General features: G+C 49.1%; 13 protein-coding genes. 8 read left to right on the top strand and 5 right to left on the bottom strand.

The window, feature by feature from the left end:
• The 3 genes from Q0V82_RS15140 to Q0V82_RS15150 all read right to left on the bottom strand — a co-directional run.
• Window positions 1-1,201: voltage-gated chloride channel family protein (locus tag Q0V82_RS15140; protein WP_297577049.1), on the bottom strand; the 1,201-nt coding region annotated here is incomplete at its 3' end.
• A gap of 37 nt (window positions 1,202-1,238) precedes the next feature.
• On the bottom strand, window positions 1,239-1,946 hold the full coding sequence (locus Q0V82_RS15145) for an LrgB family protein (RefSeq protein ID WP_297577051.1): 708 nt from the start codon (window positions 1,944-1,946) through the stop codon (window positions 1,239-1,241).
• Window positions 1,943-2,311: a CidA/LrgA family protein gene (locus Q0V82_RS15150; RefSeq protein ID WP_297577052.1), complete on the bottom strand. Its 369-nt coding sequence runs from the start codon at window positions 2,309-2,311 to the stop codon at window positions 1,943-1,945. Before Q0V82_RS15150 ends, Q0V82_RS15145 begins: the two co-directional genes overlap by 4 nt.
• Window positions 2,312-2,613: 302 nt before the next feature.
• On the opposite strand from Q0V82_RS15150, the gene Q0V82_RS15155 reads away from it, so the two are divergent.
• The 8 genes from Q0V82_RS15155 (at window position 2,614) to Q0V82_RS15190 (ending at window position 10,726) form a co-directional block, all read left to right on the top strand.
• Entirely contained in the window at window positions 2,614-5,052 is a 2,439-nt protein-coding gene (locus Q0V82_RS15155; protein ID WP_297577055.1) for a heavy metal translocating P-type ATPase, read from the top strand.
• A 1-nt stretch (window position 5,053) separates the two neighbouring features.
• The gene (gene ccoS / locus Q0V82_RS15160; RefSeq protein WP_297577057.1) at window positions 5,054-5,248 is read left to right on the top strand and encodes a cbb3-type cytochrome oxidase assembly protein CcoS; all 195 of its coding nucleotides are present in this window, start codon (window positions 5,054-5,056) and stop codon (window positions 5,246-5,248) included.
• Between the two features lie 239 nt (window positions 5,249-5,487).
• A complete protein-coding gene (gene ccoN / locus Q0V82_RS15165) occupies window positions 5,488-6,912 on the top strand; it encodes a cytochrome-c oxidase, cbb3-type subunit I (protein WP_297577059.1) in 1,425 nt (474 codons plus the stop codon).
• Between the two features lie 21 nt (window positions 6,913-6,933).
• Window positions 6,934-7,548 carry a cytochrome-c oxidase, cbb3-type subunit II gene (gene ccoO, locus Q0V82_RS15170; protein WP_226762948.1) on the top strand — a complete coding sequence of 205 codons (615 nt, stop codon included), beginning with the start codon at window positions 6,934-6,936 and terminating at the stop codon, window positions 7,546-7,548.
• Between the two features lie 5 nt (window positions 7,549-7,553).
• Window positions 7,554-7,721, top strand: coding sequence for a CcoQ/FixQ family Cbb3-type cytochrome c oxidase assembly chaperone (locus Q0V82_RS15175; RefSeq protein WP_297577061.1), 168 nt, complete (start codon window positions 7,554-7,556; stop codon window positions 7,719-7,721).
• Between the two features lie 19 nt (window positions 7,722-7,740).
• On the top strand, window positions 7,741-8,652 hold the full coding sequence (gene ccoP / locus Q0V82_RS15180) for a cytochrome-c oxidase, cbb3-type subunit III (RefSeq protein ID WP_297577063.1): 912 nt from the start codon (window positions 7,741-7,743) through the stop codon (window positions 8,650-8,652).
• A gap of 150 nt (window positions 8,653-8,802) precedes the next feature.
• On the top strand, window positions 8,803-10,239 hold the full coding sequence (gene ccoG / locus Q0V82_RS15185; RefSeq protein ID WP_297577065.1) for a cytochrome c oxidase accessory protein CcoG: 1,437 nt from the start codon (window positions 8,803-8,805) through the stop codon (window positions 10,237-10,239).
• Window position 10,240: 1 nt separating this feature from the next.
• A complete protein-coding gene (locus Q0V82_RS15190) occupies window positions 10,241-10,726 on the top strand; it encodes a FixH family protein (RefSeq protein ID WP_297577067.1) in 486 nt (161 codons plus the stop codon).
• A gap of 52 nt (window positions 10,727-10,778) precedes the next feature.
• Here the strand turns inward: Q0V82_RS15190 and Q0V82_RS15195 are convergent, their stop codons facing one another.
• Window positions 10,779-11,897, bottom strand: a complete 1,119-nt coding sequence (locus tag Q0V82_RS15195; protein WP_297577069.1) for an acyl-CoA dehydrogenase family protein — start codon at window positions 11,895-11,897, stop codon at window positions 10,779-10,781.
• A gap of 46 nt (window positions 11,898-11,943) precedes the next feature.
• Window positions 11,944-12,495, bottom strand: coding sequence for a peptide-methionine (S)-S-oxide reductase MsrA (msrA, locus tag Q0V82_RS15200; protein ID WP_297577071.1), 552 nt, complete (start codon window positions 12,493-12,495; stop codon window positions 11,944-11,946).
• Window positions 12,496-12,900: the final 405 nt, after the last annotated feature.

Genomic DNA, 12,900 nt, shown 5'->3' on the forward strand with positions numbered 1-12,900 from the left:
GGCCCCAGCGCTGCGCCACATAAATACTGCTGTGCCCCGAGAACAAAAAAGCCACTACGCAAGCCAATAAAGCATACGGGCCAATCGCCGCGCCAAACAACTCAATCGCCATCAAAGTACACGTTAACGGCGTATTGGCCGCACCCGCAAACACCGCCACAAAGCCCAGTCCAGCCAATAAAGGAAACGGCATATTCAATAACGGCGCTAAAGCATTGCCCATGGTCGCGCCAATATAAAACAATGGTGTCACTTCGCCGCCTTTAAATCCAGCGCCCAATGACAAGGTGGTAAAGAATAATTTAAGCGGTGCATCCCAAAATGGAATCGGCTGATTAAACGATTCAACAATACTTGGAATCCCCAAGCCAATATACCGCTCAGCACCAAAAATCAGCACCAAGCTGGCCACACAAACCCCACCCACAAAGGGGCGCAGTGGTGGATACTTGATCCGCTTAAAGTGCCTTGCCACCCAGTGCGTTAATTCAGCAAACGATTTGCCCGCCAAACCAAACAAAGCCCCAGCAAACAGCACCGCCAATAAACCCATGATGGTGACCGCAGGGATGCTTGGAATCACATAATGCGTGTGATGCACGCCCAAAGATCGCACCAACCAATCGCTGACCAAACTGGCGATCAAACAAGGAAACAAGGCGTTATTGCGCATTTTGCCCAAGGCTTGCACTTCAAGCCCAAACACCGCGCCCGCCAGCGGTGTGCCAAACACCCCGGCAAAACCGGCACTCATTGCCGCCATTAAGATTACCCGCCGATCTTGCTCCTTTAGCTTGGTGATCAAAGCAATTTGATCGGCCAAGGCCCCCGACATTTGCACTGCAGTACCTTCACGCCCGACTGACGCGCCAAATAAATGTGAGAACACCGTGCCGATAAAAATTAACGGCATCATCCGCAATTGGGTAATCGCGCGCGGTTGATGAATTTCGTCAATGAGTAAATTATTGCCCGATTCAATGGCTCGACCCCATTCGTAATACACCCAGCCGACCAATAAGCCGGCAAAAGGTAAAAATACGATCAAGATAGGATGCGCCACTCGCGTTGCGGTGGCCCAATTTAAGGCCACCAAAAGCCCCGCCGAAGTCAGACCTGCGCACACGCCAATCAAGCCTGCCAGCGGCAACCAGAGCACAATATCGCGCAGCGTTTGCCGATAAAAAGTTTGCCAATTCATTTTTTTTCCTTTGATCGACCGATGCCGATATGCGTTCTTACCCGTACCACGTCGCCAGCAAAACTGGCAAAATTAAAGCGGTGACCACGCCATTAAAGCCCATGGCTAAACCAGCAAAGGCGCCAGCGGTATCAGAAATCTGAAACGCCCTTGCCGTCCCTACGCCATGCGAGGCCAAACCCAGCGCAAACCCTTGCGCCACTTCATGCTGAATGCGAAACAAGCGAAATAAAGGCACGGCCATCGCCGCCCCGGCAATACCAGCGACAATCACCGCATTGGCGGTTAAGGCGGGCAGTCCACCGTGCTCTTGCGACAAAGCCATGGCAATCGGTGTGGTACACGATTTGGGCGCAAAAGATAAAATCGTCATCGGGCTTAAACCAAACCACTGCCCCAAAATAAACACCGAAACAATGCCAACGCTAGCGCCAACCAGTAATGCAATGCTGACCGGAATAAAATACTGCTTCATCTTAGCTAAATTCAGATACAAAGGAATCGCCAATGCCACCGTCGCCGGGCCAAGCAATAAATGAATCGGTTTCGCCCCAGCAAAATAAGTCGCATATGAAACGCCCGTTATTTTTAAGATGGCAATCAATAATAAAACCGAAACCAAAACTGGATTTAATAAAGGAAAATAGCGCGATAGCCGATACAATTTATCGGCCAATAAATAAACCACCCCAGTGACGGCAATCCACGTCGCCGGATATTGGGCTAATTTTAAAAACTCATTCATTTTGCCGCCCGCTGATTTAATTTTTCTTTTCGTCTTAGCAATAAAAATTGCAGCACCACGCCAGTCACCAATAACGTCACCATGGTAGAAATTAAAATCGTAAGCAGCATCGCAATTCCTTGCGATTTTAATTTATCACCCAATTCAATCAGACCCACACCGGCAGGAACAAATAAAATCCCCAAATACCGCAACAAGCCTTCGGATGCATACGCCACTCGTGGCTCGACACCGCGGCGCACGATGCACCATGCAGTGAGTAACAACATACCGATGACGACCGCCGGAATGGGCAACTGAAATAATTGCCGTAAAAACTCACCACTGACTAAGGCTAAAAAAACAACTGATAATCCATACAACATACGCAATCCAATTCAGAATTTGCCAATATCGGCACTTTACTGCGCGCAAACCGCGCTGAATAGACCAATCAATTACCTTGATCGATGGCTTTTATCGCCAAACTTGTATCCACTCAAACACATTGAGTGCCTTTTTCGGCGCTAAATCACTGTTTTTTAAATCTAAAAAATAATCTCAAAGCGATAAAAACCAGACCATTTCGCAAGCCAATCTCGAACGTATTTCGATCCAAAGCGCATCTAGACTGCGCCTTGGCAAAATTGCTTTCCCAAGCGACGACGGTTTTCGTTAAAATGCGCCGATGAATACCGACTCAACGTTATGCTTTCACTGCGCCGAACCTTGCCCCGCCCACAGTGAATTTCAAATCAACTACCGCCAAGTGCTGCATCCGGCCTGTTGCGCTGGTTGTCAAGCCGTGGCAGAAACCATTATCAGTAGTGGCTTAGATCAATATTACGCGCAGCGGCAACAGCCGGCCGATCGCAATACCCCGCTACCTGCCGAGCTGCTCGAACAATTAGCGCTGTATGACGACCCTAGCTTACAGCAAGATTTTGTTCACACCACCAGTGGTAATGAAAAAGAAGCCGCACTGATTCTAGAAGGGATTAGCTGCGCGGCGTGTATTTGGCTCAATGAGCAACACATTGCCAAGCTCAAAGGCGTCACGGCGGTTTCAATCAATTATTCAACCCACCGCGCACGCATTGCTTGGGACGACAGCCAAATTCAACTGTCGGCCATTTTGCAACACATCGCCAGCATTGGGTATCGCGCCCTGCCTTATGATCACGCTCGTGACGAACAGAATTGGCAAAAACAAAGAAAAACCGCACTGTTTCGTCTGTGGGTCGCTGGCCTATCGATGATGCAAGTGATGATGTTTGTGGTGCCGATCTATCTAGCCCCAGCGGGCGAAATTGACGCCAATTGGCTGGCCATGATGCACTGGGGCAGCGCTTTACTCACCTTGCCGGTGGTGTTGTATTCTTGCTGGCCGTTTTACCGCAACAGCTGGCGCGATTTACGCCACGGGCGCGCCAATATGGATTTGCCGGTCAGTATTGGGGTGTTAATCGCTTTTTTTGCCAGCCTATACGCATTGATTACCGATCATGGCGAGATTTATTTCGACGCAGTATCGATGTTTGTTTTCTTATTGTTAAGTGGCCGTTATTTAGAGCTTAAAGCAAGGCGCAGCGCTGGCGCGGCGGCGGAAAAACTCGTCAAACTGGTTCCCACTTTTGCCCATCAGCTCGATGCCGAGCAGGGCTTACACGAAGTTGCAGTCAGCCGACTCAGTGTCAACGATCGTATTGTGGTCAAAGCCGGTGAAGTCATCCCGATTGATGGCGTGGTGCTGAGCGGATCTAGCGACGTGAATGAAGCCATGCTCACCGGCGAATCGCTACCCGTGCCCAAAACCCGTGGCGCACACGTTACGGCCGGCACCGCCAATTTATTGTCGCCACTCACCATTGAAGTCAAACACACCGGCAGTGAAACGCGCATTGCCGCCATGGTGCGTATTTTGGATCAAGCGCTCAGCCAAAAACCGCGATTGGCCGCCATCGCCGATCAAATTGCCGCTGGGTTTATTTTTGCCCTACTGATCGCCGCCGCCGCAACTTACTGGTACTGGCATTTACATGACCCGCTACATGCGCTCCCCATTACTGTGGCGCTCTTGGTGGTGTCTTGCCCTTGCGCGCTATCGCTAGCCACACCAACGGCGCTCACTGCCTCCACCGGACATTTGGCGCAACTGGGCTTATTGGTCACTCGCGCTAATTTATTAGAAACCTTGGCCAAAGTCACCGACATCGTGCTGGATAAAACTGGCACGCTCACCTATGGCGAACCGAGAATCACCCGAACCATCGCCCTCAACATCAGCAGCGAGACCGCTCTGGCCATTGCACACAGCTTGGAACAGCAATCGGAACACCCGATTGCCAAGGCTTTTTTAATCGAAGCCAATCTAGCGCCCGTGTCGGCGGCGCAGCAAGTACAAAAACACGCGCAAGGCGGGCTTTCGGCGTATATCGACAATCAGTATTACCTCATCGGTTCAATCGCTTTTATTGCCGAACAAATCCAGCAGGCCATACCCAACGAATTTGAACCGTATATTGATGAAGGCAGCATGGTGGCTTTGTCTGATGGCCATACCTGGCTAGCCGCCTTTGTTTTGGCCGATCATTTACGCCATGATGCGCTCAGCACCGTAGCGCAACTCAAAGCGGCAGGATTTGAGCTTCACTTACTGTCTGGTGACCAAACCAGCGCAGTACAAGCGGTGGCTCAACAACTCAATTTGCAACACGCCGTGGCCAATGCCACGCCAGAAAGTAAAGTCAGCTATATGCAGTCTTTGCAGCAACAAGGCAAAACCGTACTCATGATTGGCGACGGCGTGAATGACGCGCCGGTACTGGCGCTGGCCAATGTGTCGATTGCGATGGGCGCGGGCGTTGACATCGCGCATGCCGCGGGTGATATGGTGCTATTAAACAACAATCTGTCTTGCCTGCCGGCCGCTTTTGCGCTGGCAAAGAAAACCCAAACCATTATTAAGCAAAACTTGCTATGGGCCTTACTCTACAACCTCGCGGCCTTACCATTGGCGGCGGCAGGATTGATCACGCCTTGGCTGGCCAGCCTTGGCATGGCACTCAGTTCCTTATTGGTTGTCGTTAACGCCTTACGCCTACTTTCACGCCAAAGGAGGCATTAAATTGGAAAGTCTTTACCTGTTAATCCCGCTGTCAATCTTACTGGCTTTTGTCATTGGTTTTATTTTTTGGTGGACGCTACGCAGCGGCCAGATGGACGACCTTGAAGGCCCAAGCTGGCGAATTTTGCATGACGATGACAAGTCCACACAGAAAACCGACTCAAACGAAGCAGAAAAGCAAAAAAATCCTGACTGAACCCGTTACAAACAGGTAAAATCGGGCCGTTTGTTACTATGCACACTTGATTAATATCAAGTTTGCTCAGCATTGAGTTGCGTATAGTCCATAGAGTCTTTCGCCCCTGATCAGCGGGGAAAAAGGCATCGCTAGACCAACGTGATTGGGCCTTCCCAAAAACACATACCACTCAGCACAAATCAAAAATAAGTTTTTAACTAAATTCCAAGCAGTTGGAGATCAATCGGAGCGCTCTAATGGAAAACCAAGCCACATACAATTACAAAGTGGTTCGGCAGTTTGCCATCATGACGGTCGTTTGGGGGATTGTCGGAATGTTGGTTGGCGTAATTATCGCCGCCCAAATGTTCTGGCCTGAACTTAATTTCGGCCCGTACTTTCATTTTGGTCGTTTACGTCCACTTCACACCAACGCAGTGATTTTTGCGTTCGGTGGCTGTGGTCTATTCGCAACGTCGTACTACGTAGTTCAGCGCACCTGTAATGTGCGCCTTATCAGCGATAAACTCGCCGCCTTCCATTTTTGGGGTTGGCAGCTGGTGATTCTATTGGCAGCGATTACTTTGCCTTTGGGTTACACCCAAGGTAAAGAGTATGCCGAGCTCGCATGGCCGATTGACATCTTAATCACCGTGGTGTGGGTGTGTTATGCCATCGTGTTTTTTGGCACGATTGCCAAGCGCAAAGTGAAGCATATTTATGTCGCCAACTGGTTCTACGGTGCATTTATTATTGCCGTGGCCTTGCTGCACATTGTCAACAGCTTGGTGCTGCCAGTTTGGGGCACCATGGATTCATACCCAATTTACTCTGGCGCGGTCGATGCCATGGTGCAATGGTGGTATGGCCACAATGCCGTAGGTTTCTTCTTGACGGCTGGCTTTTTGGGCATGATGTATTACTTCGTACCAAAACAAGCAGGACGTCCGATTTATTCTTATCGTCTGTCGGTAGTGCATTTTTGGGCGCTGTCTTTCACCTATATGTGGGCCGGTCCTCACCACTTGCATTACACCGCCCTACCTGACTGGACTCAGTCTTTAGGTATGGTGTTCTCTCTGATTCTGCTCGCACCAAGCTGGGGCGGCATGATCAACGGGATCATGACCTTGTCTGGCGCATGGCACAAACTACGCACCGATCCAATCTTGAAATTCTTAGTGACTGCATTGTCGTTCTACGGCATGTCGACCTTTGAAGGCCCAATGATGGCGATCAAGTCAGTCAATGCGTTGAGCCACTACACCGACTGGACCGTCGGCCACGTTCACTCTGGCGCACTCGGTTGGGTAGCGATGATTACCATTGGTTCGATCTATTACTTGATTCCACGTCTATTTGGTCGCGACCAAATGTTCTCGGTTAAATTAATCGAAGTGCATTTCTGGATGGCCACTTTAGGCACCGTACTCTACATCGCTTCGATGTGGATTGCCGGTGTAACTCAAGGCTTGATGTGGAGCGCACTCAATAGCGACGGCACTTTGGCTTACTCGTTTATCGAGGCCGTGAAAGCATCGTATCCGTACTACTTCATCCGTTTCTTGGGTGGCGTGATGTTCTTATCGGGTATGTTGCTGATGTTCTACAACGTGATGCGCACCATCTCTGAAGGCAAAGCGGTGGATGCCCCTATCCCAGCCGTTGCGGCGCACGCCTGATCGCGTAAGGAATATATTGAAATGAATAAAATTCAGAAAATCGTTGAAGAAAACGTGTTTTATCTGATCATCTTGACTTTTTTTACGCTCAGCATCGCAATGTTTGTCGAAATTTTGCCGCTGATGTTTAGCAAAAGTGTGACTCAACCCATCGCTGGCGTTAAGCCCTACAGCTCATTGCAGCTCGCGGGCCGCGACGTTTATGTTCGTGAAGGCTGCTACGCTTGTCACTCACAGATGATCCGACCATTTCGTTCAGAAACCGAGCGTTATGGCCATTACTCCGTTGCGGGTGAATCGGTGTATGACCGTCCATTTCAATGGGGCTCAAAACGCACCGGTCCTGACTTAGCTCGGGTCGGCGCGCGCTACTCGGATGAATGGCATCGTGCTCATTTGATGAACCCACGTGATGTGGTGCCTGAATCGAATATGCCGGCGTTTGCGTTTTTAGCCACCAAGCCAGTTAATGGCGAATTGATGACCAAAAAACTCCAAACACTGCAGGATTTAGGCGAGCCCTATACCGATGCTGAAATTGCGGGTGCTGCCGAAGCGGTGAAAGGCAAAACCGAAATGGATGCACTGATTGCCTATCTACAAGGCCTCGGTCTCGCACTGAAAAACAAGAGGTAAGCACCATGGATCTGCAAACTGAAGCCCGCATTGTGGTCACCGTTCTTGGATTTATCTTGTTCCTTGGGATTTGCTTTTGGGCGTTTAGTCGCCACAACAAATCCAGCTTTGACCAAGAAGCGCAGCGCGTATTTCTTGACGATGACCTACCGTCATCAGACAAGCAGAGCTAATGCGTTCGGAGAATAAAATATGAATGATTTTACGAGCAGTTTTTGGGGTTATTTCATCGCGGCAGTGTCTTTAGGCGGGATTTTTTATTGCGCCTACATTCTTGCTACGCAGATGAAATTCAAACTAAAAAAAGGTGAAAAAGCGCAGGTGACCGGCCACGTGTGGGACGGTGACTTAGAGGAATATAACAACCCACTCCCCGGCTGGTGGGTGGGCATGTTCATCGCGACGATTGTTTTCGCCTTGGTTTATTTATTCCTTTATCCAGGTTTAGTCGCTTTTGGTAATGCCAAAGGTTGGTCGTCTGCCGGGCAATATAAAGCCGAGATTGTTAAAGCAGACCGACAAACCGATGCGCTATACGCCAAATACATGGCCATGCCGATCGCTGAAGTGGCTAAGTTGCCCGAAGCGACGCAAATGGGTAAGCATTTGTTTCAGACTTACTGCGTGCAATGTCACGGCGCAGATGGTCGTGGCGCAAAAGGCTTTCCTAACCTAACGGACAACGATTGGCTGTACGGTGGCACGCCAGCGGACATTGAGCACACGCTCAAAGTCGGCCGTCATGGTCAAATGCCAGCCTTTGGTGCGGTTTTTGGTGAAGAAAAAGTCCGCGACGTGGCCAATTACGTGATGAAGTTGTCGGGCAATCCAGCTTACAACAACGTGCGTGCTGAACGCGGTGCCAACACCTATGCTCAAGTTTGCGTAGCCTGTCACGGCACCGATGGCAAAGGCAATCAAGCACTGGGCGCGCCTAACCTCACCGATAAAGTGTGGTTGTACGGTGGCTCAGAAGCGACCATTGTTGAAACCATCACCAATGGCCGCAATAACGTGATGCCAGCTTGGCAAGACTTTCTTGGCGACGGCAAAATTCACTTACTGTCTGCCTATGTCTATGGTTTAAACCCAGAAAAGAAATAAAGTATTCATACAGCTTTACGGGCGGATCACTCCGCCCGTTTTTCATTCAAGGTTTGGCAGACCGGCATCCAGTTAATTTTTGCAGCAAAAAAAACCATACTAAAGACCAGATTGCGCTTGTTTTTAGTATTGTTTTTCTCGGAGCACATCATGAGCAAAAAACTACACGAAATCCCAATTAACGTGGTGAACGTCAAAGACGATGGTCAGCTCGAAGAAGTCATGCTGTACGCCGCGCACAAAAAAATCTATCCGCGCTGGATCACTGGTTTTTGGAATAACTGGCGGGTGTTTTTTGTTTTTGTTACACAGCTATTTTTCTATGGCATGCCGTGGGTGTTAATCAACGATCGACAAGCTTTGTTGTTTGATTTACTGCATCGCAAATTCTACGTTTTTGGTCTGGTTTTTCTGCCGCAAGATTTTATTTACCTCACCGCACTACTGCTATTGAGTGCCTTTGGTTTATTCGCTTGGACCACCATAGGCGGGCGATTGTGGTGTGGTTACGCCTGTCCACAAACGGTGTATACCGAAATCTTTTTATGGATAGAAAAATGGGTTGAAGGTGACCGCGCCGCCCGGATTAAGCTCGACAATGCGCCATTAAATGGCAAAAAACTGCGATTAAAGTTCATCAAACACAGCCTATGGGTGCTTTTTGCGCTCTGGACGGGGTTTACCTTTGTCGGTTATTTCACGCCCATTCGCGCACTCTGGACTGATCTACTGACGTTTACGCTGTCGGGTTATGCGCTGTTTTGGGTGCTGTTTTATGCTTTTGCCACGTATGGCAATGCCGGTTGGATGCGCGAACAAGTGTGTAAATACATGTGCCCTTATGCGCGCTTTCAAAGCGCGATGTTTGATGCCGACACGCTAATCATCAGCTACGACCAAGAACGAGGTGAAAATCGCGGCAGTCGTAAAAAAGGCAGTGACTATCAAGCCGCAGGCCTTGGCGACTGTATTGATTGCACCATGTGCGTTCAAGTGTGCCCGGTCGGCATTGATATTCGCAACGGCTTGCAATACGAATGCATCGGCTGCGCCGCCTGTATTGATGCTTGCGATGAAATCATGGACAAAATGAACTACCCGCGCGGGCTGGTTCGCTACACCACCGAAAACGCTTTGGAGCATAAATACCCCGAGCGCGACATCATCAAAAAAATCACCCGACCACGGGTCATTATGTATGCGGTGGTCATTAGCATTACGCTTGGCGTCACCGTCGTGTCGTTGATGCTGCGCCAACCGGTGAAAGTTAATATTGAACGTGATCGCGTGGCCTTGGTGCGCGAAGTGGAAGACGGCTTACTGGAAAACAGCTACCGCCTGTTGATTCAAAACGCCAGCGAACAAACGCATACCTACACCATTCAAGCCAAAGGTTTGCCGGAAATGAAACTTGTTGGCGAAAATCAAATCCAACTAGCACCCACGGCAATGAGTGACGTAGCCGTCCGCATTCAAGTGCCGCCGCAATTTGCCAAAATGGGCAGCCACGAAATCGAATTTATCGTCACCGCCAAAGATGACCCGGCACAAACCGTAGTCGAAAAAGCCACTTTTATTGGACGTTAACATGACTGAAGAACAAAAACCTTGGTACAAACATCCGCATGTTTGGCTCTTAATCACCTTCCCCGTGCTGGCCATTATGGGTGGTTTTCACATGCTGTATTTGGTCTCCACCTCGACCGACAGCTTGGTGAGCGATAATTATTATAAAGAAGGCAATCAAGTCAACCAACGCCTAGAACAAGATCAAGCCGCCGTAGCCAAAGGCATTACCGCGCAAATTTTACTCGGCGACAACCAAAAAACCGTGCGCATTATCTTAAACCGCAATGACCTAGGCCCAATCAAGCTCAAAGTGATTCACCCTACGCTGAGCGGGCGCGATCAAGAAGTGCCGCTGAGCTCAAACGACGGCATTATTTATAACGGTGAATTTGCGCAGCCGGTCACCGCCAATCGCTGGTACACCGAGCTATCCGACATGAAAAACACTTGGAGCTTACGCAAAGAATGGGCTTCACAGATTTCGGCGGCATTAACACTGCCGTAGTCTTGGCGCTAATATTGCAGCGTTCTCAGAACTTGAGATCGCTGCAAATCGCTTAAGAAAACAAATCCATTCCACACGTTGCTCGGCCAATAAACTCAAACAAAACATCTGAAGTCGGCCCCATAATAGCGGCGGTTCTAGAGTCCCTAAAGTACCGCTCAACACCGACATCTTTACGAAACGCCGCGCCACCACACACCCGCATCGCCATATCACCCACTTCAAGCGCAGTTTCGGCGCACCCCACTCTTACTTCTAAAACTCGCAATAGGGTGTCCGCTCGGCCACAAGCCATTGCTGCTAACGTATCGTCGCGCAAAGCTCTGGCCATATCAGCGCGAATTTTTGCCTTGCCGATATACGCCCGAATCGTCGGCAAGTCAGCCAAAGCACTATCGGTATGCTGATAACGCATGCCAGTAACATGGCCCACTGTTCTTTGCATCAATGCCTCGATAATACCTACTGAGCACGAAGCCGTTAGCACCGCAAATACAGGCAAAACCGTACCCATCATAATGTCAAAACCAGCGCCATCTTGACCCATTTGATCGCTCGGATTCACCATCACCGCCTTGGCATAAATCGGCGATGAGGCATTACCACGCAAGCCCATGCCATCAAAGGGCTTGGGCATGGTTAAACCAGCCGTATTGCTCGGCACATACCAGAGCGTACTCAAACCCTCTGCCGCCAATGGCTTTGAAGTCCAAACATAGGAATCGGCCTCACACGCTGAGGTAACCCATGATTTTTCAGCATCCAATGCTATTTTGTCGGCAACTAAATGCGCAGTACTCACTGGCGCCCAAAAATGACTACGAGAGCCATTCTCAGACCAAGCCAAGGTCGTTAAATGCCGCCCTGCGGCAATTTCACGACGAATCTCGATACGGCCAAAAGCCTCTATCGCCACCGAGCCACAATAATGCATACACAGCACCATGGCCGTGGTTGGACAAGCTTCAGCAATTTTTTCGATCACTTTTGCCGCTTCATTCAAGCTTAAACCCAAACCACCTACCTCAGCAGACGACAGTAAGCCGAGCCAACCGGCCTCACCCAATCGGGTCATGGCTGCACGCGGAAACACCGCATTTTTATCGGTTTCTATCGCCGCAGGCGCAATCGTATCGCTAATAATACTGTCCAACGTTGCCCAATTAACCATAAATCACCTCATAAAGACTGAAAGAAAACAAGCCAACTCAAATGCGTTAACGCATTTCACTTTTTAAAAGGGCCGCAAATTTTCTGCGAAACCGCAGCATCTTCGGTACCACCGTGGTTACGCAATAAGGATTAAGTGGGTTTTTCTCAAAAAAAGAATCGTGCTCGGAGCCTGCCAGCCAAAATGGCTGCGCGGGCACGACCTCGGTCACAATCGGATTGGGGAAACGTTTTTCCGCCTCTATCTGTTGGATTACTTTTTTGGCAATACTTTTTTGTTGCTCAGTCTGATAAAAAATCATCGAGCGATATAAGCGCCCAACCTCATCACCTTGCCGATCAATAGAAGTTGGATCATGAGAGTCAAAATAAACGTCTAACAAAATCTCAAAACTAATCACCTTGGGATCAAACTCAATGCGCACGACCTCCACATGCTCGGTTTGTTGTGCGCACACAGACTCATAAGTTGGATTTTTAGTTTTGCCACCGCAAAACCCCGACTCCACTTTTAGCACGCCATTTAATCGAACAAACAAGGCCTCCATACACCAAAAACACCCTCCCCCTAAGACGACGACCTCGTTAGAAGTAAACATATCAGACCCCTATTGCACTGGTGAGTTGTAACCGCGAAGGTGCACTATGCGTGCACTGCCTACAAAATTTAGCATGCACCCAATAAAAATCCATCCTCATCGTCAGCTAGAAAACAAATATATTTATATACAACCTACTCAAAGATTTCATACATCACAAGATTAAACATAAAAACCCATTTACAAATGACACTACAAGACAGTAAAACATAAGCTATAAAAATTTATAGCTACACTGTGCGCTATATCATTCAGACATTGTTGGCAGCAGCACCCGTAAAATACGTAAGCAAAACACAAGACTATCGTCAGAATAAGGAGTGGCCATGCTGAGTTTGAAATCTATCGGGGGCGGATTCAACTAGTAAGTGCAACGGCGATGCAGGTCACTAAATGGGTGAAATG

This window comes from uncultured Deefgea sp. (assembly GCF_947072475.1).
In the GTDB taxonomy this organism is placed as follows: Bacteria; Pseudomonadota; Gammaproteobacteria; order Burkholderiales; family Chitinibacteraceae; genus Deefgea.

Bases quoted from the DNA above. Each gene is read 5' to 3' on its own strand.
- ccoO (WP_226762948.1), top strand. From the start codon at position 6,934: ATGAATAAAATTCAGAAAATCGTTGAAGAAAACGTGTTTTATCTGATC.
- ccoP (WP_297577063.1), top strand. From the start codon at position 7,741: ATGAATGATTTTACGAGCAGTTTTTGGGGTTATTTCATCGCGGCAGTG.
- Q0V82_RS15145 (WP_297577051.1), bottom strand. From the start codon at position 1,946: ATGAATGAGTTTTTAAAATTAGCCCAATATCCGGCGACGTGGATTGCC.
- msrA (WP_297577071.1), bottom strand. From the start codon at position 12,495: ATGTTTACTTCTAACGAGGTCGTCGTCTTAGGGGGAGGGTGTTTTTGG.
- ccoN (WP_297577059.1), top strand. From the start codon at position 5,488: ATGGAAAACCAAGCCACATACAATTACAAAGTGGTTCGGCAGTTTGCC.
- Q0V82_RS15175 (WP_297577061.1), top strand. From the start codon at position 7,554: ATGGATCTGCAAACTGAAGCCCGCATTGTGGTCACCGTTCTTGGATTT.
- ccoG (WP_297577065.1), top strand. From the start codon at position 8,803: ATGAGCAAAAAACTACACGAAATCCCAATTAACGTGGTGAACGTCAAA.
- Q0V82_RS15190 (WP_297577067.1), top strand. From the start codon at position 10,241: ATGACTGAAGAACAAAAACCTTGGTACAAACATCCGCATGTTTGGCTC.
- Q0V82_RS15150 (WP_297577052.1), bottom strand. From the start codon at position 2,311: ATGTTGTATGGATTATCAGTTGTTTTTTTAGCCTTAGTCAGTGGTGAG.
- Q0V82_RS15155 (WP_297577055.1), top strand. From the start codon at position 2,614: ATGAATACCGACTCAACGTTATGCTTTCACTGCGCCGAACCTTGCCCC.
- Q0V82_RS15195 (WP_297577069.1), bottom strand. From the start codon at position 11,897: ATGGTTAATTGGGCAACGTTGGACAGTATTATTAGCGATACGATTGCG.